The 23,487-nt window shown below is 37.8% G+C and carries 26 protein-coding genes; 21 read left to right on the forward strand and 5 right to left on the reverse strand.

What is annotated here, in order from left to right; genetic code table 11:
• Window positions 1–25 precede the first annotated feature (25 nt).
• The 20 genes from JZO85_RS12845 (at window position 26) to JZO85_RS12940 (ending at window position 14,846) form a co-directional block, all read left to right on the forward strand.
• Window positions 26–976, forward strand: a complete 951-nt coding sequence (locus JZO85_RS12845) for a nucleoside hydrolase (protein ID WP_207108936.1) — start codon at window positions 26–28, stop codon at window positions 974–976.
• A 15-nt stretch (window positions 977–991) separates the two neighbouring features.
• A complete protein-coding gene (locus JZO85_RS12850) occupies window positions 992–2,389 on the forward strand; it encodes an MFS transporter (protein ID WP_242550357.1) in 1,398 nt (465 codons plus the stop codon).
• 391 nt (window positions 2,390–2,780) lie between these two features.
• A complete protein-coding gene (locus JZO85_RS12855; protein WP_207108937.1) occupies window positions 2,781–3,302 on the forward strand; it encodes a hypothetical protein in 522 nt (173 codons plus the stop codon).
• Window positions 3,303–3,398: 96 nt separating this feature from the next.
• Window positions 3,399–3,992, forward strand: coding sequence for a DUF805 domain-containing protein (locus JZO85_RS12860; RefSeq protein ID WP_207108938.1), 594 nt, complete (start codon window positions 3,399–3,401; stop codon window positions 3,990–3,992).
• A 192-nt stretch (window positions 3,993–4,184) separates the two neighbouring features.
• Window positions 4,185–5,432, forward strand: coding sequence for a zinc metalloprotease (locus JZO85_RS12865; protein WP_207108939.1), 1,248 nt, complete (start codon window positions 4,185–4,187; stop codon window positions 5,430–5,432).
• Between the two features lie 319 nt (window positions 5,433–5,751).
• A complete protein-coding gene (locus JZO85_RS12870) occupies window positions 5,752–6,360 on the forward strand; it encodes a hypothetical protein (RefSeq protein WP_207108940.1) in 609 nt (202 codons plus the stop codon).
• 489 nt (window positions 6,361–6,849) lie between these two features.
• Window positions 6,850–7,599 carry a hypothetical protein gene (locus tag JZO85_RS12875; RefSeq protein ID WP_207108941.1) on the forward strand — a complete coding sequence of 250 codons (750 nt, stop codon included), beginning with the start codon at window positions 6,850–6,852 and terminating at the stop codon, window positions 7,597–7,599.
• 194 nt (window positions 7,600–7,793) lie between these two features.
• Window positions 7,794–8,009 carry a hypothetical protein gene (locus JZO85_RS12880; protein WP_207108942.1) on the forward strand — a complete coding sequence of 72 codons (216 nt, stop codon included), beginning with the start codon at window positions 7,794–7,796 and terminating at the stop codon, window positions 8,007–8,009.
• The gene (locus JZO85_RS12885; protein WP_207108943.1) at window positions 8,002–8,229 is read left to right on the forward strand and encodes a DUF7336 domain-containing protein; all 228 of its coding nucleotides are present in this window, start codon (window positions 8,002–8,004) and stop codon (window positions 8,227–8,229) included. Before JZO85_RS12880 ends, JZO85_RS12885 begins: the two co-directional genes overlap by 8 nt.
• A 448-nt stretch (window positions 8,230–8,677) precedes the next feature.
• Entirely contained in the window at window positions 8,678–9,043 is a 366-nt protein-coding gene (locus tag JZO85_RS12890) for a hypothetical protein (RefSeq protein ID WP_242550358.1), read from the forward strand.
• A gap of 98 nt (window positions 9,044–9,141) precedes the next feature.
• Window positions 9,142–9,444, forward strand: a complete 303-nt coding sequence (locus tag JZO85_RS12895) for a hypothetical protein (RefSeq protein WP_207108944.1) — start codon at window positions 9,142–9,144, stop codon at window positions 9,442–9,444.
• A gap of 103 nt (window positions 9,445–9,547) precedes the next feature.
• The gene (locus JZO85_RS12900) at window positions 9,548–9,904 is read left to right on the forward strand and encodes a DUF7674 family protein (protein ID WP_207108945.1); all 357 of its coding nucleotides are present in this window, start codon (window positions 9,548–9,550) and stop codon (window positions 9,902–9,904) included.
• A gap of 168 nt (window positions 9,905–10,072) precedes the next feature.
• Window positions 10,073–10,492: a DUF4279 domain-containing protein gene (locus JZO85_RS12905; protein ID WP_207108946.1), complete on the forward strand. Its 420-nt coding sequence runs from the start codon at window positions 10,073–10,075 to the stop codon at window positions 10,490–10,492.
• Between the two features lie 230 nt (window positions 10,493–10,722).
• Complete coding sequence (locus JZO85_RS12910) at window positions 10,723–11,136, forward strand: hypothetical protein (RefSeq protein ID WP_207108947.1); 414 nt, start codon at window positions 10,723–10,725, stop codon at window positions 11,134–11,136.
• Between the two features lie 47 nt (window positions 11,137–11,183).
• Window positions 11,184–11,876 (forward strand): hypothetical protein, encoded by a 693-nt coding sequence (locus JZO85_RS12915; protein WP_207108948.1) that lies wholly within the window; start codon window positions 11,184–11,186, stop codon window positions 11,874–11,876.
• A gap of 139 nt (window positions 11,877–12,015) precedes the next feature.
• Window positions 12,016–12,552, forward strand: coding sequence for a DUF2716 domain-containing protein (locus JZO85_RS12920; protein WP_207108949.1), 537 nt, complete (start codon window positions 12,016–12,018; stop codon window positions 12,550–12,552).
• 108 nt (window positions 12,553–12,660) lie between these two features.
• Window positions 12,661–13,014, forward strand: coding sequence for a DUF3969 family protein (locus tag JZO85_RS12925; protein ID WP_207108950.1), 354 nt, complete (start codon window positions 12,661–12,663; stop codon window positions 13,012–13,014).
• A gap of 258 nt (window positions 13,015–13,272) precedes the next feature.
• Entirely contained in the window at window positions 13,273–13,704 is a 432-nt protein-coding gene (locus tag JZO85_RS12930) for a DUF4279 domain-containing protein (RefSeq protein WP_207108951.1), read from the forward strand.
• A gap of 162 nt (window positions 13,705–13,866) precedes the next feature.
• Complete coding sequence (locus JZO85_RS12935; protein WP_207108952.1) at window positions 13,867–14,121, forward strand: DUF7336 domain-containing protein; 255 nt, start codon at window positions 13,867–13,869, stop codon at window positions 14,119–14,121.
• Window positions 14,122–14,264: 143 nt separating this feature from the next.
• Entirely contained in the window at window positions 14,265–14,846 is a 582-nt protein-coding gene (locus JZO85_RS12940; protein WP_207108953.1) for a hypothetical protein, read from the forward strand.
• Window positions 14,847–14,916: 70 nt separating this feature from the next.
• Here the strand turns inward: JZO85_RS12940 and JZO85_RS12945 are convergent, their stop codons facing one another.
• The 5 genes from JZO85_RS12945 to JZO85_RS12965 form a co-directional block, all read right to left on the reverse strand.
• Window positions 14,917–18,465, reverse strand: coding sequence for an InlB B-repeat-containing protein (locus tag JZO85_RS12945; protein ID WP_207108954.1), 3,549 nt, complete (start codon window positions 18,463–18,465; stop codon window positions 14,917–14,919).
• A gap of 366 nt (window positions 18,466–18,831) precedes the next feature.
• Entirely contained in the window at window positions 18,832–18,978 is a 147-nt protein-coding gene (locus tag JZO85_RS12950; RefSeq protein WP_207108955.1) for a hypothetical protein, read from the reverse strand.
• A 164-nt stretch (window positions 18,979–19,142) separates the two neighbouring features.
• Window positions 19,143–19,418 carry a CD3324 family protein gene (locus JZO85_RS12955; protein ID WP_207108956.1) on the reverse strand — a complete coding sequence of 92 codons (276 nt, stop codon included), beginning with the start codon at window positions 19,416–19,418 and terminating at the stop codon, window positions 19,143–19,145.
• Window positions 19,419–19,595: 177 nt separating this feature from the next.
• Window positions 19,596–21,206, reverse strand: a complete 1,611-nt coding sequence (locus tag JZO85_RS12960) for an amidohydrolase (RefSeq protein ID WP_207108957.1) — start codon at window positions 21,204–21,206, stop codon at window positions 19,596–19,598.
• 3 nt (window positions 21,207–21,209) lie between these two features.
• Window positions 21,210–22,595 carry an APC family permease gene (locus JZO85_RS12965; protein WP_207108958.1) on the reverse strand — a complete coding sequence of 462 codons (1,386 nt, stop codon included), beginning with the start codon at window positions 22,593–22,595 and terminating at the stop codon, window positions 21,210–21,212.
• A gap of 408 nt (window positions 22,596–23,003) precedes the next feature.
• Between JZO85_RS12965 and JZO85_RS12970 the strand changes: the two genes are divergently transcribed.
• Window positions 23,004–23,399, forward strand: a complete 396-nt coding sequence (locus JZO85_RS12970; protein ID WP_207108959.1) for a VOC family protein — start codon at window positions 23,004–23,006, stop codon at window positions 23,397–23,399.
• The last annotated feature ends 88 nt before the right edge of the window (window positions 23,400–23,487 follow it).

Here is a 23,487-nt window from a genome sequence, read left to right on the forward strand (position 1 = left end):
TAATATTTTACGAGGAGAATAGGTTATGAAGAAAATGATTTTAGATATTGATACTGGTGTAGATGATGCAATGGCGTTAGCCTACGCAGCAGGAGCGAAGGAAGTAGAGTTGATTGGTGTCGTGGGAACTTATGGCAATGTGTATACCAAACAAGGGGTAACCAATGTTTTAAATCTTCTCGAAATGCTTGGGAGAACCGATGTCCCGGTGTATTTAGGAGAAGAGCATGCAATGAAGAAAGATTATTTTGATCGCCTAGAAATCAGCGCCAAAATCCATGGTCAAAACGGTGTGGGAGAAATCCCTCTTAAGACTGCTCAACGAGAGGTTGAATCAATAGGAGGCGTAGATTTTATCATTGACGCTATCAAAAAATACGGCAGTGAGTTAACGATTGTTGCGACAGGACCAATGACTAATTTAGGAATGGCACTTCAAAAATACCCTGAGATGTCTAATAAAATCGGTCAAGTAGTGATCATGGGAGGGGCCCTAACTGTACCTGGCAATGTGAGCCCGTTTACTGAGGCAAATATCTCTCAAGATCCAGAAGCGGCTAAACTTCTTTTTGAAAGCGGTACCCCGATAGTTATGGTTGGGCTAGATGTAACAATGCGCTCAGTACTCCAATATTCAGATACCAATCGTTGGAGAGAAACAGGTAGTCCAGCAGGAAGAAACTATGCTGATATTGTTGATTATTATATTCATATTCATGAGGAAATTGCGCCATTTTTAAACGGATGTTGCTTGCATGATCCATCAGCAGTTGCAGCAGCGATTCATCCAGAATATTTTACGACGCTTCCATTGTATATGACGGTTGAGACAGACGGACCATCTGTCGGCAGAACAATCGGAAGAACTGAGAAATTACGAGAAAAGAATCCAAATGTTTCGGTATGCATTGGAGTTGATTCGGAGAAAGTAGTCGCTGATTTATGCGAAACGTTAGAAACACTATTTAAAAAATAATGGAGGGATACGACTATGGAGGAGAAAGTTATGTTGAATGAACAGATACATTCGAATGTGAAAAAGCTGATGCCAAGTCTTTTGATCCTATTTGTTTTGTCGAACTTGATGGTTCAGGCATTCGTGACTGTTTCACCGTTGATTGCCACAAATTTCAATATTTCTGCTAGTACAGCAAGTATTCAAGCGACGATCACCACAATTACTTTAGGTGTTTGCAGTGTCATTTATGGGACACTATCAGATTATATTCCGGTCAAAAAACTGCTCATCTTTGGCATTTCTGTATTAAGTTTTGGTTCTATTCTGGGCTTTGTTTTTCAAGGGAATTACGGGATGATTGTTGTTGCGAGAGCGGTTCAAACAATGGGGCAGGCGGCCATAAGTTCTCTTTATTTGGTCATTGCATCAAGATATTTGGAAGGAAGCACCAAAATAAAATATTTTGCTTATTTTACAGCTTGTTTTCAATTGGCTCAGGCAGCAGGCGTTTTAGTGGGTGGTATCATAACGACTTATATTTCTTGGCAGTTACTGCTTCTGATTCCACTATGTTCAATTGTGTTCATTCCGATTGTTATGAGATACACGCCTGTAGAAGAGCAGGGAGAAAGAAAAAAAGTAGATTTTATCGGCTTAGTCCTATTTAGCGGAATGATTGTTTTGCTTACATTGTTCGTAGATGGCTTACGAGTTCCTTATCTAATAGGTATGTTTGCTTTAACGTTGATTTTCTTATTTTATATTAGTCGAAATCAGCAGGCATTTATTACTCCTCAGTTCTTCAAAGAAAATAAGCGTTATTTTCGTGCACTCTACATGGTTATTAGTATTTATTTAGTCCAATTTGCTTTCTCTTTTGTCAGCACGTTTGTTGTGACAGATGGTTATCAAGAACCGTTGTCTTTGGTATCCTACATTCTACTACCAGCGTATATTGCAGCAGCGATCATAGGTGGAATAGGGGATAAAATTACAAACAAGCTTGGTCGATTTAATACAATTCTTTTAGGAATATCCCTTATTACGGCAGGTTTACTGATTGCAGGAGTATTCATTACACAAGGAAAAATAATTTTATCAATTAGCGGGATTCTATTTTTTGTAGGGTTCAATACTCTTTATTCACCACTATTGGACACAGTAACAGGTACCCTTCCCTCGAATGAACTTGGTCGAGGCATTGGCTTGAATGATTTATCAATAAACATAAGTGGTTCATTAGGTGTAGCCATTTGCGGAAAGCTGATTGCCAGCAAAGCGGCAGATAAGATCAATCTACTCTCGACACCTCAAAATTTGCGCACATTTCAAACTATTTTCTTCCTATTAAGCATCGTTGGAATACTCGCGATAGTATTTTTCCAGTTCAATAAAAACAAGCTCAAGGTTGTACAGAAGAAGGATGCTTAGGTTTAGATTTTAATGATAGAGAAAAAATCATGATCCCAATTTCGGATCATGATTTTTTTGCGATCAGAGCTATGGTAGAAGGGGTGAGCATGTGATGTTAAATAGCGTTTTTCAGTGAAATATTTTTTATTACTAAGTATTTATATGATATTTATCGAATTAAATAATATAAAAAGATATTTATTCGTTGACTTTGTTGTTTTGTAACCTTACCCTAATACTAGATAATATTTATTATAAAGTGTAGATTGAAAAGAGAAAAATAGATGGTCATACTTCACTAAATCACGGTGGAAAAAAACAACATGGGTAGTGGTGTTTACTGATAAAACCGAGAATTTAATTACCACATATCCAGTTCCAAAACCATAATATCTGGTGGGAGGAAAAGATGAGTAGAAAAAAGTATATGCCAAAATTACTAAAAGAGTTTCAAGATATATATGAAAATCCCGATAATTTGAAAACTTTTTATATTTACTATATTTCCTTAGTAAACTTTGTTAAAAAGCATCCTAAATATTTTACTAAAAGTATTAAAGATGCTTGGGGATTATCTGAGTTAATGGCTATTAATCCGATGGAGTATATTGTCGAAAAGCCTGATTTATCTTTAGGTATGGAAAAACGTGGAATAGGCAGTATAGATTTTGGAAGTGCAGATACCCTAGCAATGTCAATTAGTAGTACATTGTGGGACATGATAACAATTTATTCAGAAAAAGAGTGCCCTTTTACACCAGACATGGAACTGCGATATGTAAAAAATGTCTCCGATTGTGGTTCTGAAACTATCATTTTGGAATGCTCGCAGTGTGGATGGACGGAGAACCTTAAGGGTGAAGAATACAAGGGGCCATTTGGTAAAATTCTTCCAGTAAATAAACAGGAACTTCAAAAGCTTAAATATTAGGCACTGGACATAGAAGCTTAACAATATTGGATGTCTAGTATTCTGCGATTTAGATAACAAAATCAACTGTTTCCCAAAAAATAAAGGAGTTATGCATTGATAAAGATTAATAAGGATGTTGTATACGTAGGATTTGCACCAGCAATAAAGCACTTTTTTATTGGCTATTTTGATTTTAAAGGGAAGACAACTAGAGCGGGATATTGGTGGGTTATGATTGGTTTTCTTATTCTGTCACTCTTTCTAATTCCCGTCGTAGGTTATCAAATTGCCATTATGATAAATATGATGATTCAAGGTGTTGACGATGAACTGGCTTTGGATTATGGAGCGAATAATTTGCTGATGTTAACAATTGGTGTACTGGTCATTTATCTATTATTTCTTTTTATTCCGACGCTAGCTTTGCATGCAAGACGCTGTCGGGATGCTGGGTTAAGAGGACGAGGTTTTTTCGTATTATGGATCGTTTCTTTATTATCAACGCTATTCGCTTCAATGGATTTTTTTCTTAATATATCATTGATCTATTTTTCTTATCGGTCTGGAGCGGATGTGGTTTTTGTGTATATGAATTATATTATCGGACTATTCTTTTTTATTTTAACTCTTCTTCCTTCAGACTTTTTAACTACTAGTAGCAAAAATAAATTAGTGACCTTTTTTCTGAGAACGAAGGACCTGCAATAGAATGACAGCTAGATTCGTGAAGTTGAAAGTGGGAAGGGGATAGTAAACGATCAATCATAAGAGTTTTCTCTATTACAGACACACGTCCATTTCAAATGGAAAACATGAAATAAGTAGAAGACGAGAATAATTTGGTACATTTTAACTTTTTAGGGTGAAAATATTTTTATCGATGTTACAAAGGTGGGGAAAATGAAAAATTTAAATGTTATACGGTGGGGGCTTTCGATAGGAGTCACTTTATTAATGTGGTATTTTTTAACGACGGTGCAAATCGGCAGTGTCTATGATGGATATTTCGGTATTTATGATCTTGTATGGTTATTACCCAGTTTTGCTCTTTTAGCTGGCCTACAAGTGATTATCCACGAAGCTGGACATGCGCTTTTCGGCAAATTGACGGGCTACAGAATGAACAGCTTTCGGATATATACACTTATGTGGATCTGGCAACCGGATGGCAAAATAGCTTTCAAACAATATTTTAATGCGAGCGCGGATGGACAGTGCTTAATGGCACCGCCAGATTATAGTGAAAATGAATGGCCGTTTCGTTGGTATCTGTCAGGTGGCGTGCTGTTGAATTTGCTTGTGAGTATTTTTGTTCTAGTGGCTTTTGATCTGTCATGGGTTACATTAATCTTTTCTTGTGTGGGACTTGATTTTGCTATAATTAATGGGATTCCCGCGGAGCATAACGATGGTAAAACTTTGTTGCTGGCTTCGCAACAGAAAGGATATCGCTATTTACTCTATTTGGAGCTGAAAGTGAACCAATTACTTAATAAAGGTCTGGTATTTACTGAGATGCCGAGGCAATATTTTGAGAAAATAGAAACGGGTTCTATGCGCACACATCTTGATGATAGTCATGATCTATTGCGAGTATCCTATTTTTTTGATACAGAACAATGGGATAAGCTTGAGCTGGAACTGGAAAATCTTTGGCAGCAACTAGATAAGGTCGCTCCAATTTATCGAACTAAAGTTAAAGCAGAATTTTTGTTTTATCTCTTGATTTTTCATCCTGATGATCCACGAATTGAAGAGATTTGGCAAGATAAAAAATTTCGAACAATCTTGCAGTTAGAAGATCCGATAGTTCCTCGATTAAGAGCAGCTTTTCTTTATTATAGAGAAAAAAATCTTTCGGATGCTTTAGATACTTTGAAAAACGGGGAAAAGTTTTTTGCGAACTCGCATACATTAGGTGATCAAGAAAGGGAAATTCAATTAGCTCATTGGTTAAGGAAGCGGATGATGAAACAGGGGACTTTATCTGATGAAATAGATACCTCTCAAATAGTCAATAAAGTCGACGATTTGGATAAAGCCGAAGATAGAAGATCCTTAATCATGTTTGCCATTTTAATGATTGTTTTGGTTGCAATAGCTCATTGGGCTTGCATTTTCTTTGTGGACTTAGTCAGCATAAAGTGATAACGCTAACAAAAAGAGAATACGTTTTCTTGCGGAAAATTTTCGGATTAATAAAAGAGAGTAAAAGTTGACATTAAAAATGACAAGTCAAACTGAGACAGATTCCGACTAATGCATGCAATTAATGGATGTTGGTATTACTAGAAAATAGATAAAGAGAATAGTTCTTTATTCCAAAAGCAAATATGACGAATAAATAGTTTTCTTTGTTTTATCTTTATAAAAATTACATTTTACATTATTAATTACTTTGGAATTAGTGTAAACTATAACTAAAGTCGAAAGAGTGTTCAAAATTAGAATGTTGGGAGAATACAGGATGAAAAAATGGGTTGTTTTTGTAGGAATGGTAGCGGTTTTAGCAGGATGCGGTTCCGATGGAGCAAAGGAAACGAGTGAATCAGAGAAAAATACTAAGTCGGCCTCTACGACAGAGGTTTCTAGCTCTACGACCGTTCAATCATCTTCAGAAAAGAAGATTGAACTAAAGGACGTCGATTTCCAAGTTGAGGGAACGAATTATAAAATGAAAATTGTGGATAGATGGGATGTCGTTGAAGACGAAGAGTTCTCATTTGCTGCTGAAAACGAAGATAAAGCGGAATACATGATGGTAACTGGTGTCAAAAAGACGGATGTCGAGAATTTCGATGCTATAAAAAAAGCAATGAAAGAGGACATGAAGTCTGATGATGAATTCCATATCAAAGAAGAAACAATTAAAGAAGAACCGTATCAAACATCTCATTATGCAGGTGAATTATACAGCTTTATTGGGAATACTGAGGGAGTAAAAGCAGAAGTTCGTTTTTATTTTTTAGAAACAGAGACAGAGTATGTTGTTCTTAATGTGATAGGGCTACCTTCATTCTTTGAAAAGAATAATGATTTAGTCACTGAGATGTTAAATTCATTTGTAGCTGGATAAGACAAAGGCATCGTTTCGATAGGAACCCAATTTTTCTTGTTTTACCAAAAATTGGCGAAAAAGTCTTTATGTATGTTGAAAGATCTTAACGTATTAAAAACCAATACTCTTAAAGTTTTTATTAGGAGTATTGGTTTTTCTACTATTATTGATTGAGATCAACAGAATGACAGGGAGAAGAAAATAGGCTAGTCATTTCGCAAATGTCTAATAACTCGGGATCTACACGCCAAATAGCTTAAATTATATTGTGAGTTTAAGCCATTTAGTGTTTTTTTCGTATGGTTTCGTATGGTTTAGAACAGATGGAATATAGTGCAAAGCTCAGAAAAAATCTGTTTTTAAAATTTCGCTGACATCAGGAAGAGGGACTTTTCGTGAATTATTTTTCTTTTATGAAAAAATCGATATTTTATTTGGGGATAATCAATAACGCAATAAACTAGTCAATTAAAACAAAAATCAATGGAGTGAAAGGGTGAGGGAGCTATGGTCAGTCATTTTTCAACAATTGGATTACCGCTTAATTCTAACGAGGAGTTTATGGAATACGCCAAGTTCGTTTATGAATCTGGAGAGAAAATCAAAGCTGGTCAGAGGTCTTATTTAAAATTAGCGCTTGGAGAAGGAATTGAGTTATGGGGACAAGTAGACGAGGATAATGAAATGATTGGTCTGAATCCGCATTTTAGAGGAAATGCGGTCTCAATTGTTCGTTTAACAGAAAAGATCAATAATCCTGCTGCTACGGTTTTGGATGGACAAATGTATGGTGAAGCTGAACCGAGTGAAGATGGAGGCTTCACCTACCCTTTCGTCTTTGATATGCCGGATGCCGCTCTGCATGAGTTGAGCTTTCCCGTGATTAAAAAGGTTCAGCTAGCGGCTTTTGCTCATGAGTTGACCATTTATACCAATGAGGAGAACTATAAGCAAGCCCAAGAAAGTGAAGGAGGAGTAAATTTTGCAACAGAATTTTTTATTCCTTCCGGTCTATTCAGCGAGGAAGAGCCAGATTTTGTGCCAGACTCCACTGCAATTTTTGGTGGGCGAGTGTTGACCGTTAAAAAAATAAAAAATTCTCACACAGCTGAATTTTTCTATTATGCTAAGGTCAAGACCTTGGGAGGAGAAATTGATGTGGTCATGGACCCAGAGCTAGTGACTGAAAAAATTACGGATCAGAGTATCCTCTCGGGGTCATTTTGGTTAACAGGTCAACTACTTCATGATTTATAGCTCAATGAAATCGATAGTAATTGATAAATGATTAAAAAAGCTGCTGAATAAGACTGATGATGAAATAAATGAAAATGATGTGTATACGATGTTTTCTCAACAAGAATTAGAAGAGTTAGCCAAAGCACCAACTGATAAGCATAAAGGTGAGCTAACAGAATTACTGGCTTATATAGGCAACGGAGGTGTTTTATATGAATATTTATTTACTAGAGTATTACGAAGAGATTGATCATGGGAATTTTGAAACGGAAGAATATAATCTCATAGGAATATACTTAACAGAAATAGAAGCCAAAAATGTCAAGAAAGAAATAATTAAAGAGAAACGAATCAATGAAGAGTATCTTTATGTGAGTGGTGCTAGAATGGGCAAAATCCAATGGGAAGGAGGTTTTGTATATGTCTAAACCAAAAGTGATATTTGTGCTGTATCATATATACAATCGAACCTTCGACGGTGTTGCTTGGCGAGAAAGCAAGAGAATAGGTTTTTTTAATACAAGAAAAGAGTGCAAGGATGTCATTGAAACAATGAAAGATTCTAAAGGTTTTAGAGATCATTCAGTAACGTGTTTTAAAATATTTGAATATGAGATAGGTAAAACCTATTGGCAAAACGAATTTTAAATCTGTATAGTCTATCGTTTAAAATCGCTAAATGAATGAAACTTTATAAAAATATTTTTAGAAGTAATGGGAGAAGAAGTGGATATAGGAGATTTATGCCTGCTGTATTTTAACAACTTGAAGCATCGGTTACTATGACCTTGCGGTGATGTGGAGGGATATTTTCTAAGAAATTTGATATCTATTTAGTTGGCGAATGAGAAAATTAATTACTGGACCAGCATATAATGATTATGACCGACTTTTAGAGAGTGAGTATATTATGAAAATAGGATGCGTTTGTGGAAACATACTGAACGATGAAAACTTAGAGACTACAACCCCTCTAATAATTTTTCCTTAGAAATTTTTAGAATGACTGATTCCATAAACTTTTTAAGAGACTGCTGATATTGGATCGAACTGGAAATAATTAATAGGAATTGCATGTACGCAGAGGTGGATAAAAATGAATGAAGACGTGGATATGGACGAGCTAGACGAGTTATTAAATCTGTTTAATAGAGTGGTAAAAAACTTATATGATTTCACTGCACCTGCTGACAAGCAAATAGAACGACTAAAAGGTTTTGCAGTTGCTGATGAGATAGCTTCTGATTTTTCTGATATTTCGATGAAGTATGTAAAAATACTATTCGAAAACGAGTGGATCACAGGAGAACAGTACCAGGATTTTTTAAACATTGATAAAAAATTGCATCAAATGAGTAAAACTAACAAAGATATCTGGGATGAAAATGCGCTTAAGAATGCAGAAGAATGGAAAGAATGTAGAGATATGGGATTAGAAATATTAAAATCACTAGGATATTAAAACTTGAAAACTGATGGCATGACCAGATTAACAACTTATTAACTTTCAAGACTCTGTTTAACAAGTGTCATCTGATCGAGAAATTGGAGAAGTAGAAAATGGACAATCATCTATTACGTGAAAAATATATAACTAGTATTGAAGATGTAGCTCTTGAAATCAGTCAATCTGATTATTGGAGAACTCAATTTTTTGAAAGTGAATATGATCAAAGAATACTAATAAGTGAACAAAATATTGAAAACGTACCCATTTATATTAAGCATATTTTTACTGAAGAAAAATTGATGTTCTTGGTTTCGAAAGTTAAAGAATGCCCAGAAGTATTCGATGAGGGAAGCATAATATTTAAATTTGAGAGTGTGCCCTTTGCATCGATCACCAGATTTTCAGGGAATTGATGTATTTGTTTTTTTGCTCCTTAGTCAAATTGAAACAAAACTCGCAAGCTCTTTCGGAGTTAAAATAGAGATTTGGTGAATCGTTAAGAAGGGGGCAGTGACAATGACAAGTAAAGAATTGAATTTATTATTGATAAAAACATTCCCAAACCTTAATAATGCTTATGAGCAAGAAGTTAGTTGGCAAGAAGGGAATCGTACTGGTTCTCATACTGTTTATGGAGATGTTTTAACCCCGTACGTAATTAGCTGTATAGAAAATAATAATCAAAAAGAGATAAAAAAAATATTTACTTATATTGATTTTCTATTATCAAAAAAAGATTCATATATTGAGGAAGTAATTACTTTTAGTGTACTTGAGAGTATTGAATATTTGTTAAATCAAAATAGAGGATTTCTGTCTGTGATGGGAAAAGAAACAAAGAGAGTAGTGAAAGAACAGGAACAGGCTAAATAAACAAAATTTTGAGAAAATTGGAAGGCGAATGTTTTCGTCGCATTTTATAAGTAGCACCTGAAACTTAAGTACTAACAATTTCCTCGCGTCAAGGAATGGACAACTGTGTCCATCAACACTACTAGTTATGTGCATCATAAAACGGGAATTCTTTTAGTAGAAAAACAATTGAAGGAGGGAAAAATTCTGAGCGAGCCAAAAGTAAAAGTTGAGTTTAGCCTTGAAGGATTGAACTTAGACCCTGAATATGTGACTAAAAAAATTGGATTAAAACCGCACATTTTTTACAAAAAAGGTGAGATAGCTCAAAATCACAAACCTTACAAACAAGGATGTTGGTCAATAATTGTTCCATATGAGGTATCGTATGACATTTCTGTTCAAGTCGAAAAATTATTTAAGATGATTCGGGATAAAAAAGAAATAATTTTAGAAGTAAAAAAAATGTATAAGGGAGATGTAATTTTGAGCGTGGTTATCGAGGTGGAGAATCAAACAATTCCAGGAGTCACCTTTGAGAATCAGCATATTACTTTATTAGCCGAATTGGAGGCCGATATGGATGTAGACATATTATTGATTTCATAGGATGGCTTTCGCTTTCGACTTAAGTAAGAATGATGGGTTGCTTCGTTCGAACTTAGTAAATAAGCAATACGCGATGAGACACAATTCTATTTTTAAGTAATTTACAGGGAGCTTCCTGAGGTAGCGAAAAAATATTGAAGAAAACAATTTATGGCGAAAAAAATGGCTGGATATGAAATAAATAGATTAGAAATACTGAGTCAAATAGCGGCATATTATTGGGAGGGCATATGGATAACCTTAAAATAGAGAGGGTTTGGCAGGATTCAAATTTGTTAGAGTTAAAAGTCAGTGCAAAATCTAAGTACATCAAGGTTACTCAGGTTTGTTATGTTCAGAACGAGGATTTACAAACTATTGGAAAGAATATCCAAGATTTTTCTTTTAATTTTAATAAGAAGTGTTATGTGGAATTTGGAGAAAAGAGTGGAAATAGGACGCCTGCTTTTTCGTTGGAATTTTTGCCAGCGGATAAGACAGGAAATATATTAATAGAAGTTGATATGGAAATTGATGATAATGATGAAGGAAGACATAGAAGCTGTTTTTATATACAAAGTGAAATTGGTCTTGTAGAACGATTCGGCAAGAGTTTAATCCAAATGACAAGAAGTAAAGTTGATGAAATAAATTTGAACATTTAGAAAAGGAATGTTATACCCATTTTAATGAGTTGGATTTGGAGGTTAAGATGCTAAATCACAAATTTTATAAGTATGATGAAAATTTTCAAATTCAATTTGTACAAGAGGATGATTTTATTCGAATATCACATTCTCTAATACAGGAGTTAAGTAATTGCTTAAGTAAGCATATTTTCACGGAATATAATTCGGAAGAGAAAATTTATGGACTTAATGGAAGTGACACATTGCTTGGCAAGGAAGACATTTTGTATCTTCAAAAATGTCTGGTTTCAAATAGTAGTAATGCACCTGAATATATGAAGTTCATGTCGTTCTTAGAAGAATGCCTTTCTAGCGGAAATCAAGTGTTGCACGTGGATGGAAGTCCATCAACAGGAGGACTGATCCATGATTTTATCTTATGCAAAGAATTACCGGAAGACCTCAATCCAAGAAAGTACAAAAGCATTAGTATCAAAATTCAAGATCAATTTATTGAAGAAAATTATGATGTTTTCAAGAATGTGAAAATGTATTGGAACAATATGTACACCATTGATCAGGGATTTAGTTATTATGGGATAACCATTATTACTCCCGATATAGCTAGAAATCTCCTTGAAACTGTAGGAACCTATTTGGATGGAAATAAAGCAGAGCAAGCGGAGTATTTTATAGGTAGTGAGTGGGACACTCTGAAGCAAATTTTGGAAACATCTATTTCTGAAGGCAAATTGGTTATTCATTTTGGGATTTAACTTTCATGCAATAAAGAGAAATTATTTTTACTGTGCCCCGATCAATTTAGACTAGACGCTGACACCATAAGTTGATAGCGTTAAAAAAAATATGTATCTATTTCGAAAGCTAATTATTAACCAAGAAATGAGGGGTATCATGCAAGAGCAACAAGAGTGGGAAATTCTTTCGGACCAACGATCAGAGGAGCTTTGGAAAATTGTCTACCAACGATTTTCTTTTGAGCCAGATTATTCTGCAAAAGATGTTCGCTATACATTAACAGAACCTTACGATCTTTACAGTTGCAAAGATGTAGGCGCTATAGCAACTTCTGATCCTAACTGGCGTGAAACAATCAGAAGTATTTTTTGTGCGTGCTTGAAAGATCAAGAATACATGTATGCTCTAGATTGGCAGCATACCTGCTATAAATACTATCCTCAAGTAAAGATACGTAAAGAAAATCCGACGTTCATTTTAGATGCTCAGGGTGGGTATTTTGCGTACTTCCCAGAGTATTATCCTGATGGAGATTACTATTTGTTCTTTTCCAAGGATTTATCATGGGGGTATTTGACTGATCCATGGCGGCAGCATATTTTTGTGTATGGTGAGCAGTTGAGAAAAGAAATTCAAAAGAAAGCACAGTATCTAGGGTTTAGGCTGATTGAATCTAGTATTGAGAATGACTAAAACGGTTAAATGAAGATTAATAAATTGTTTTAGTTGGTTTAAAGCATGTACCTGAATAAAAAATAAATGACGTAATCAACAGAATAAATATTAGTAAGGAGATTAACAATGCGATCGAAACTAAAATTATCCGTTTATAATAAAAAAGACGCCAACATAATGTTACTGGTATGCATTATAGGATTACTAGATTCTTTAAAAGATGGAATATTAGCAATAGACGAATGTGAACAGTATTTGTTTAGCCCCTATTCTTTAGATGTTTTAAAAAGAAAAGGTATAGATAGGAGAATTATCGATATCGTACACTTAGGAACTGAATTGGAGGATGTAGAATCATTGCTTCCTGAGAGACTGGAGGCCAACATTCAAGAATTACATCAACGAGCAAAAGATCTGCTAAGGGAAATTAAACCAGATGGAATATACTATGGGGAAAAGAAGTGGTTAAATAAGAAATGATGTAGAGTTTTTGCACATAGAGGATCAGCAAAAACAAGTCAATATGACTTGTATATCAAAAATTTTATGATTTTGACACATGATCCAATGGTAATCCATGTTTAACATTTTGTTGGCATCAAGAAAAGGGACTTTTCGTGAATTATTTTTATTTTAGGAAAAAATCGACATCGGATTAAATCGTTAGTTAGGAATAAAAAAATAAAAAGCGTATATTCTTTCAGGATATTACAGAGAATGGCATAAGGGAGAACGAGGATGGACTACACAAAATTTCCCATAGTTGAAGTATCCGTTGCTTTGTCCAGCAAGAAGATAAAAACAACGTGTATAACGGATTTTCTTCAAGTGAGGCCCAGCAAGGAACGAGGCGTAGAAGATTGGCCAGATAGTATAAAAGAAAATTCTAATCTGCCAGAACAAATGAAACCAAGAAATGAATGGGTGTGGAGTATAGAATATGAAAGGTGTACGAATATAGATGATGCATTGAAAAGCCTAATAGCAATTTTTAGTTCCAAAATATCAATATTTGCTGAAACATTCGAAGAAAAATCTATAGAAAAATCGGTACAAGTGCTCATTCATGCTGAATCAACAGGTATGCCGGAGGTAGGTTTAGAAATTGAAACCATAGAATTTTTGAATAAAATTAGAACACCAATTCCCTTTGATATTTATACTTATTGATGGAAATAATACTATTTCGAGTTAGTAAATAAGCCCAAATTTTGAGATGATTATAAAACCTCATTTTTTTATAACTCATTTATGAGAAGGAAGAGTACAAGTTGTGCAGAGCTAGTTTAAGAAGCTCGTTCCAATGATGAAACTATTAGGGAGTATGACAATATGAAAGTATATTTGCTTCAACACAGCTATGAATATGAAATAGACCAGAATATTAAAATAGAAGAAACAAAAATTATTGGGATATATGGCACAGAATCAAAAGCGAAACAGGTAAAGAAATCATTTATGACAAAGAAAGGCTTCAATAGGTTTCCAGAAGATTGTTTCTATATTGATGAATATGAAATAGATCGAGATCATTGGACTGAAGGCTTTATTACATGGAATGGTGAAAAAGATGAATGGATTGAGTAAGGTGGCAGGTTTAAAGGAGAAGATAGTGAATAGGGAAGAAAAGGTAGAACATTGAAGAAATGGTATCAAGGATAAGTGTTGGTTTGTTAAGAAGTAGTTCTGCGAAGAATATCTATGATAAATTATCTGTAAAGGAGAAAAAAATGATAAAGAAACTCGTTGTTTTAGGATTGTTATTGATGGTGGTCAGTGGCTGTGCACCGGAGGATAAAGAGGCTGTCGAAGAAACTCAAAAAACGCAAAAGGTACAAAAAAGCGAGTCAAAAATTGAGAAGGGAAAAGTATTAGAAGTAAAAGCAGAAAATGGTGAGTTATTTCACTATACTTTGCCTAAAAGATGGCAAAAACGTAAGGATGAAAATTCAGACTTATTTGTTAGTTCAAGCAAAGAAGGAGTAAGTTTGCTCATAGAAAATAAAGCAGATTATACTGATTTAGCAAGCTATCAAAACGCGATCATCAATACTTATGAAGATTTGGGTGACCAGGTTGTCGAACAAGGAAATCCTGTTGAGGCTCAAGGAATGTCTGGAGTTGAATTGGTAGTAGAATCCGATAGAGAAGGAGCAAAGATCAAGGCTTTGATCTATCTTTTAGAGGCTGAGCAAAATTATGTTCAGGTCTACGCATCGACCACTCAAAGTCGCTTTGACGACAATCGGGAAAAGCTGAAGGAAGCGGCCAGTTTACTTAAAATGGCAGAGAAACAACCAGAACCAGTATAGTGAAAACAAAGGAAAAGGTGTCGGCTTTGGACCGACACCTTTTCTTTTATTCAGTCATTTGGAAATCAGTTTATTTTCGTTGTTTTTTTCGTCTTAAAAAAATTGCCGCAATAACGAGGATGATTACTAGCAGTCCGGCTATTTTCAATAGAGGAGAGTTTTTTTCTCCAGTCTTGGGATAGCTTTTTGTTGAAATAGACTGAATGTTTTTATTGTTGATAGCGCCGCGAGAGCGGGATGGAATCTTTTTATAGGTTTTCGTTTTGCTTATTTCTGCAGTTTTTTTGATTTTAGTATTTTTCTGCTTGTTGTCCGGTTGTTTTGGACTATCTTTTTCCTTCGTGTTTTTTTCATAGATATGTGTGATATAGACCGGTGCCTCACTGAAGCGTCCGGTTAAAGTTCCGGTCGTTTTCAAGAAATGGTAGCCGTCGATCAGGATGTTTGAGCCTTTGATATCGTAGGTGCTTCCTACGTCGCCGTTGAGCTCTAAATCTGGATGGATCTTGTTTCCGTGAGTATCAAGGTATTTCACGACTACATTTCCTACATGGGCAGGTGCTTCTTTTTTATAGGTCAAGAGGACCAGAATATTTCCTTCTGTAAAAGTTCCTGTGAGATTATCTGATGCATGGTCAAAGTGATAATTCTTGATTGTGGCTAATTTATATTTTGGCCCTGAGACATCGTACGCTTCTCCCTCAGTTCCGGATACAGTTTGATCAGCAGCGATTGTTTCCCCATTTTCATCGACATATCGAACAGTGACACTGCCTGCTGCTTTCTTGATGAATTGCGCGGTAAAAATCTGGTCTTTTGTCATTTCTTCATTCGCAGCTGGCAATACTGGTGCCCAGCCGGCAAATGTATATCCAGCGTCTGGTTTTGGTTCGGGCATTGTCGTTAAGGCATCTCCCCAAGCGGTCCCGTAATCGACAGCGGTAGTGATTGAGCGGTTGTTGTAGTCTAGGGTGCCGTTTTCTCCAGGCAGGAAGGTGATAGTAACTTTCTTATTTTCCCATACCGCATACAGATCACTGTCGGTCGTTCCTACTGCGAAATTTCTCTCGCTGAGGTCATAATCCTTTGCTCCAGCGACGGTTTTACTCCAGCCGGAGAGTGTTTTACCAGGGCGTTCAAATAGAGCGCCTTGTAAAGAGATGTTCGTATTTTTTAGCGCCTTTTGAGAAACGTCTACTGGACTATCGGCATAGTCGCCAGCGTGATAGGTGATATGGACCACGTCTTCAGCAGCAGCGTATACAGCAGTTAGTTTTGTATCCCCGCGAACCTGCATGTGATCTTCGGGGTAATAAATCGTAGACTCCTGATCGGATTGCCAGCCAATAAATACCTTGCCAGCAGGCGCTTTGATGCCATCATCGTTTTTAATCAATGCTTTCGTCGTTAAATCATAGTCCTTTTCATCAACTGGCTGGGTGCCTGTTCCAGCGCCGAGATCATAAGTAACATGAAAGCCATCTGTTTGCCACTTCGCATATAAGTCAATATCGTGGGTTATTGGAATCGTGTCAGAGAACTCAAAGCTAGACGAACCAACTTGCCAAAACCATCCGTTAAAGACGCCCTTGCCGTCTACATAGGTTTTGCCCTTTACATAGTTACTTGGAAAAACGATATGATCATTGTCTGAGTAACCCTGCTGGAGCAGCTGTTTTCCGCCTAAAGAATCAAAATAGTGGACGGTATCCTGATTAGACTCCCATTTCGCAAAAAAGGTTGTATCACTATCGGGCATAACGAAATGATCGAAGTCGACTTTTTGCCGATAGTCTGAATCTAAATACCAGCCTGCGAAAACATAGCCTTCCCGAGTGGGGTCTTTTGGAGCAGTGAGGGTTTCCTGATATTTTTTTACGACTGATTGATCCGCGCCTTGGAACTCACCGCCTTGGGTATTATAGGTTAAGGTGTGTTTGTTCCGTAAGTAGTAGTAGCTTCCATTATAAGAATCTTCTATTTGATCTTTATAAAAGGTGAATCCGTAAATCGGATCTTCTATATACCCTCCTGAGGCGGAGTAGTATATTTGAGTATCGAATAGGTCATAGTAACGATCTTCGAAGAGTTCATCGGTTTTATCAAGGGATTCGACATACATCTTGCGGACATTCTTTCTGGCCGTTGTTGTATAGTCTGCGGTTAACGTTAGTTCCTTTTTCCCGGCTGTTTTAGAGATGAGGTTGCTGGTTAAGGTAATTGGGTTCCCAGTACTGATATTTCCTGAACTAATAGAATCTGACGGATACAGCCAGCCTTGGAAGTTAAGGGAAGAATTCTTGACTGTGGGATTACTTGGCCACAGTTCTTTGATATCTTGACCATATTTTGCTGAGATCGTGTATAATTCAGGATCGCTTCCGGTAATGTGCTGTCCGTTCGCGTCCATTTCTGCTTGTGTATTTTTTAAGGCAAATTTCACCTTGTAAACTGTCCGCTTATAGTAAACATTAATGATTGTTTGGCCGCTTCCAGAGATGACCTTTTTTTCACTAAAGGCGTAATCTGAATAGTTCAAGGCAGCTTTTCCCTGAGTGCTGGAATTTTTGATGCTGTCTGCTAAATCTTGATCGATGGTGAGGCTTTCTCCAGCTTGTCCTTTTCTTTCGGTGGACCAAGCAAAATTGTAATTAGCAGCATCATTTCCTGGATCGTTTGCTAGATTCGGCTTTTCTATCCAATAGGCGATCGTGTAGTTTACCTTTTCTGGCGTCCAAATCGCGTATAAAGTGATATCTTGCGCGATCGGCGTATTAAAGTCGTAAGGAACCGAGCCATTTTCTTCTATTGACCAATGAGAGAAGGTGTAGCCGTCTCTTATCGGATCAGCCGGTTTTGCGGCAACTTTTCCATCCTTTATATATTGCGGGTCCACTTGTGAGCCATTTGAAACGAATAGAACGGTTCTTTCCGCAGTGAATTTTGGAACGAGAACCAAATTTTTATCGGCTTTTGCTGCTTCAAAGTTGAAGGGCGTTTGGGTAGAATCCCCCTCGATATACCAATAAGAAAAATGTTCTCCCGCTGGAGGCGTCAGCTCCACAGTACTTTTGGGAATCCGCTCTCCAGGCTTCACTTCCTTGGAATCAACGAGTTTTCCAGCATTGTCTTTATATTGCACAAGATAGGTTTGACTGAAGCGTGCATAGAACGTCGTCGATTTTTGAAGCGGGGTGGCAAAATCAAATTGACTTCCGGCAACCGGGTCTGTGAACCAACCAATGAAACTAATTTGTCCTGCTTGAGCAGCCGGTTCTCCAGGATAAGGGACCCGTTCATTTTTATGTACTTTGGATTGATTGAACACTTCGTTGCCATTAATGAAGGTTGCTGTAAGCTGTTCAGTTTCAGCAGCAGACTTGTTTTCGCTTGGAATTGTCCCTTCCTGCGGTGCTTTTGAAGCAGAAGAGGACTCTGCTGGACTGCTCGTTGAAGCCGCATTACTTGACGATGCTGGCTGCGTGTTACTTGAAGCTTCCGAGAGTGATGAGCTGCTGTTCGTCGCAGGGACCTGATTGGCGTATACTTTCGCAATCGGCTCACATAGAGTGACTAAAAAAATACTGAGAAGCATGAGCCGAGCGGCATTCTTTTTCATAAAAATTCCTCCTAAAAAACATTGGGTTCTAAAATATTAGCTAGGAATTATTATAAACAGCATTTCAAATTAAGTTTAAATAAACACTTATCTTTCAACGTTTCTTTGGATATTTTTCTTTAAATAAAAGACAAATTTAACTTCGATTTCCTATTTAAATCATTTATACCAAAAAGAACAATAACATTACTGGATATTGAAGATAGGAGAAACTGAGTTATTTTTAGAGATGGGGAGGGTTGGAAAGGGAGGATATCTGGTACTTTCAGGTTGGTAGGCATCAGCGGAGGACGTTTAAAAGAGGCCAGCCAATGATCAATCACTGGCTCAGCCTCTTTTGATCCACATATATGAAAGCGCGGCAGGTCATTTTGATAATGGGCGGCCGCGCTTTTTTTGTCCATGAGCCATCGTTTGTTTGCCCGTTACTTTATTTTTTGAACGCTGCTGTGAGAGCTCAACGGATTTGTTCTTCTTCGCATGAAGAAACTGCTCCAGCTTAGTCTTTGTCATGAATGCTCCTCCTTTCAGCAAAAATGGCATCTAGCGGTCAGCAAATAGTTTCATGGCGATCCGCTCCTTTCGTTGTTCTATTTTTATTATAAAGGAGAATGGGGCAAGGGGAGGAGCAGCCTTTTTTATAAAAAAAGAAAGAGCCAGTGAGAAACGGCTCTTTCTTAACAGTGTTTTTTCATTGTGCGAATGATGCGCTGGATACTTTTGATATCCAGATAAAAGCTGTCTGCCAGCTCTCGGGTGCTTTTGCCCAGTTGATATTCCTGAAAAATCTGCTGGTTTCTCTGCTGGAGCGTTTTCTTACCAGCCGTTTTGCTGCCCCAAGGCAGGCGTTCTTCGGATTTTCTGGGAATATAAAGGACTGTACCATGAACATATTTTTGGATTTCTTTGACGATTTCCTCTGGTAAATGTTCGAATGCGTTTTGATAAGCCATCTTTTATCCTCCTAATTCAAAATAAACTTTAGGATTCAGCAAAAGCTCTTCAAGCATTCCTGCCAAGCTTTTGCTAGGCTTTTAAAATAATTACCCCCATCATAATGCTCCTTTCCGCTACTCATTTAGTAAAGTATAGCATATCTATTTAGCAGACAAGAGTAGGTACTGGCTCGGCTAGTCTCGTTCAAAGGCCACTTCGCCGCCGATGATGGTCATTCTTGGCTGGATGTCCTTGATGTCATCCAGCGGTATATCAAAAATATTCTCATCCAGAACGGTGAAATCAGCCAGGTAGCCTTCAGCGATTCGCCCTTTTTCCGCTTCTTTAAACTCTAAGTAGCTGGAGCCTATCGTATAGGCATCGATGGCTGTATAAATGTCGACCCCTTCTTCTGGATAGAAGCCGCCGTCAGGCTCACCCTGTTGATTTTTTCTTGCGACCGCGGCATAAATGCAAGGGAAGGGATTGAGGTCCTCGACGGGTGCGTCTGTTCCATACCCGATAGGTGCGCCCAAATCCGCTAAAGTTTTAAAGGCATAGGATGTACTGGCTAGTTCAGCGCCGACACGATCCTCAAGAATCTGCATATCGTAATCTAAGAAGATCGGTTGGAAAAAGACAGCGATGTCCTTCGCCGCGATTTCTTCTAATAATGGCCGGTCTGTGATCTGGCAATGAATCAAGGCATGGCGCAGCTTATTTTTGCCATCGATAAAGCCTTTCTGATATGCGGCCACTGTTTCGGCGATCGCGCCATCACCAATCACGTGGGTTACGACCTGCAGCCCGCGATTGCTGGCAGCTTTTACTAAGTCAACCTGAAGGTCATAATCTAAAGCACAAACCCCATGATTGTCCGGCTCATCTAGGTAGCCGTCGCGCATCATAGCAGTCTTAGCGCCCAAACTTCCATCCTTGAACATTTTAATAGGACCAAGGTCTAAATAAGGCTCTTGGTAAATCGGCTCTAAGGCTTCAACGTTAATAATCTGATCCATTTCCTGCGGCGTATATGCGCAGATTTGATGACGATAACGGACCTTTGTCAATTTATTTTCATAGATAGCTCGAATAGATTCGAAATCACCGTACGTATTTGGTGCTGCGATATCGTTGGATTGGACACTTGTTAGACCGACGCTAGCCGCGTAGTTCAACGCCTTAGACATAAATTGGATCTTTTCCTCCCGCGTATAATTAGGGATCACTTCCTCGATCCATTGCACGGCATTTTCCGTCAACACACCATTTGGATTGCCGTCCTCATCAACTTCAATCGTTCCTCCTCGTGGGGGAGGTGTGTCCTTCGTGATGTTCTTCATAGCCAGTGCCTTGGAGTTCACGGCGCAAATATGACCGCAAACGCGTTCCAAAATAACGGGGATATCTGTTGAAATCTGGTCGACATCGTGCACATTCAGCACTCGTTTTTCACCAGAGGTAAATAAATCCTGATTCCAGCCCATTGTTCTAACGCCATTTTTCGTCAGTTCCGGATTTTTCGCGATAAACTCCTTCGTCAAATCAATAATCTCTGCAATCGAGCGGCAACCAGACAAATCTACCTGTAAATACGCTGCTCCGACACAAGAAATATGACAGTGTGAATCGTTCAATCCGGGGATGATCGTTTTACCGCTTAAGTCGATAACCGCATCATACGCTAATTTACGCAGGTCCTCATCGGTACCAACCTTGACTATTCGATCCTTTTCAACCAGTACTGCTTCCGCAAACTCTTCTCTAGCAAGATAAAATTTTCCGCCTGTTAATAATTTCCGCATTCACTACGCCTTCTTTCTTTTAAGCTGTCGATCAAAATACCAGTAGACTAAGATCCCAATAATCTGTACACCCATCCCCAGAACCGCATTTTGGATATCCTCTGTAAAGGTGTTAATCAGCAGGCCAATAAATAGAATCGATGTGATCAGGACGGTCCATGGATAGCCGGCCACTCGATAAGGTCGATGCAATTCAGGATAGCGGCGGCGCATTACCCAGACAGCGATAATTGTCAGAAGGTTATACAGCATCGCCGTAAACACAACCAGAGATGTCAGCTGATCCAAATTACGTGAAAAGACAAGAATAATGGATAGAACCATTTGGACAACGATCGAAGCCGTCGGTACTTTGTATTTTGGATGTAATTTAGCAAAAGACTTAAAGAAATGCCCTTCAACAGCCATCGCATAATACATTCGCGGTTGAGCAATGATCAGTCCGTTTATCCCGCCAAACATCGCCAGAATCATCCCTAAAGAAACAATGATCCCGCCCCAATTGCCTAGCACACTTCTAGCGGCCTCTGTTCCAAGATAGAGGTTTCCATTTTCAATATTAGTTACGATTTCGTCATAAGGCAGTACCTTATAAATAGCAAAATTGAACAAGGTGTATAAAATAGTGATCCCGCCGATCCCGACAATTAGCGCTTTAGGCAGGTTTTTCTTAGGATTTTTCATTTCCTCTGTCATCGAGTTCAGATTGGTCCAGCCTTCATAGGCCCACAAGCTGGCAACTGTCGCGAAAGCAATCATAGGAATAATATCAAAGAACGAAGCATCAGGATTGGTCACTGGTGTCAATGACAGGTCTGGACGTTCCGTCCCTAAAAACAAAGCCGCAAACAGGATAATCAAGATCGGGATTAATTTCGCCACCATAGAGATGTTCTGTAAAAAAGCGCCCTGCTTGATCCCAAATAGATTGTAGACGGTCAGTAAAATAATCAAGACCGTAGCGATGATTTTTACCTGCATGTCAGAGATGTCCCAAAAGCTTCTCATCGCCGTCGGCAGGGCGATCGACATAGCAGCGATCGAGCCAGGTCCGCCAATCAGCCAATCGGTAAACCCTCTCAAAAAGCCAACCGCTGGATGAAAGGCCTCCGTCAAATAAACCGTTGAACCGCCAGCTCGAGGCATACTAACTCCTAGCTCCGCGTAGCATAATCCAGCCAATAGGGTCACTAAACCACCAACTATCCAAGCAAGTAAGCCTAACCCTAAGCTCATCCCGCTTCGTTCCAAAACATAGGAACCTAAATAAAAAATTCCAGAACCAATCATGATTCCGCCGATAATACTGACCCCGCCAAAGACACCCAATTCCCGATTAAATTCCGTCTCAGTCGTGCTCAGCTCCTGCAAGTGTTTCTCTTGATCCATTCATTAACTCCCCCTTTTAGTAAATGTCAAAATATTCTGAAAAAAACATTTTAAAGATAAGCAGGCTTCAAAAACAGGCCTACTTAAAATGTTTCTATTCACTTAGTCAAACAACCTTTTTTAACAGAAAATGCTTCGTTTTCATCAACGTCTTGATGAAAAATGGCTCTAATAAGAAACAGCCCAAGCTCATTTATTTTGTGAAAAGTGCATAAGTCCATTCTATCAGAAAAAAACTTTTTGAGAAGCTACTATTGAGCTGGAAGTCTGTTTAATAATACAATCAAATCTATTGCAGGTAAGGCAGGAATGACAAGAAGTTGTCCCTCTTTTTTCGGGTAAAGGCACGTTGCTTCTATATTAGACATGGTATAATGAAGGAATCATAAATTCGGAGGGGATAGGCCTATGGTGACACCTTATCTAGTATTCAACCGGCAATGTGAAGAAGCGATGACTTATTATGAAAAGGTTTTTTCTGGCGAAAAGAAGGAAATCCTAAGATACAACGACTACGTTCCTGAGGGCGTTGTCGAAGATGTGAGAAATTATGTGCTTCATGGGAAAATGACATTATTTGAGACTGAATTTACCTTTGCGGATGAATTTTCGAAGCCTGTTACTTCTGGAAACCAGATTCATTTGACGGTACATCCGAGCGATGCAGCTGAGGGGATGAGAATTTACAACGAGCTGAGTGAAGAGGGAGAAGTGTTTCTTCCGCCGACGGAGACGTTTTATAGTCCGCTGCATACAACCATTCAAGACAAGTTTGGCATTGTGTGGAATATTATTGTGATCTAAAAAAATTAATGAGTATGTGGTGTGATTTTATGCGCCGCATGCTTTTTAACATTAAAAGAAGTATAAAAGTTGAGGTGTTCAAAAGGCT

It is taken from the genome of Candidatus Enterococcus murrayae, assembly GCF_017315985.1.
GTDB lineage: Bacteria > Bacillota > Bacilli > Lactobacillales > Enterococcaceae > Enterococcus_A > Enterococcus_A murrayae.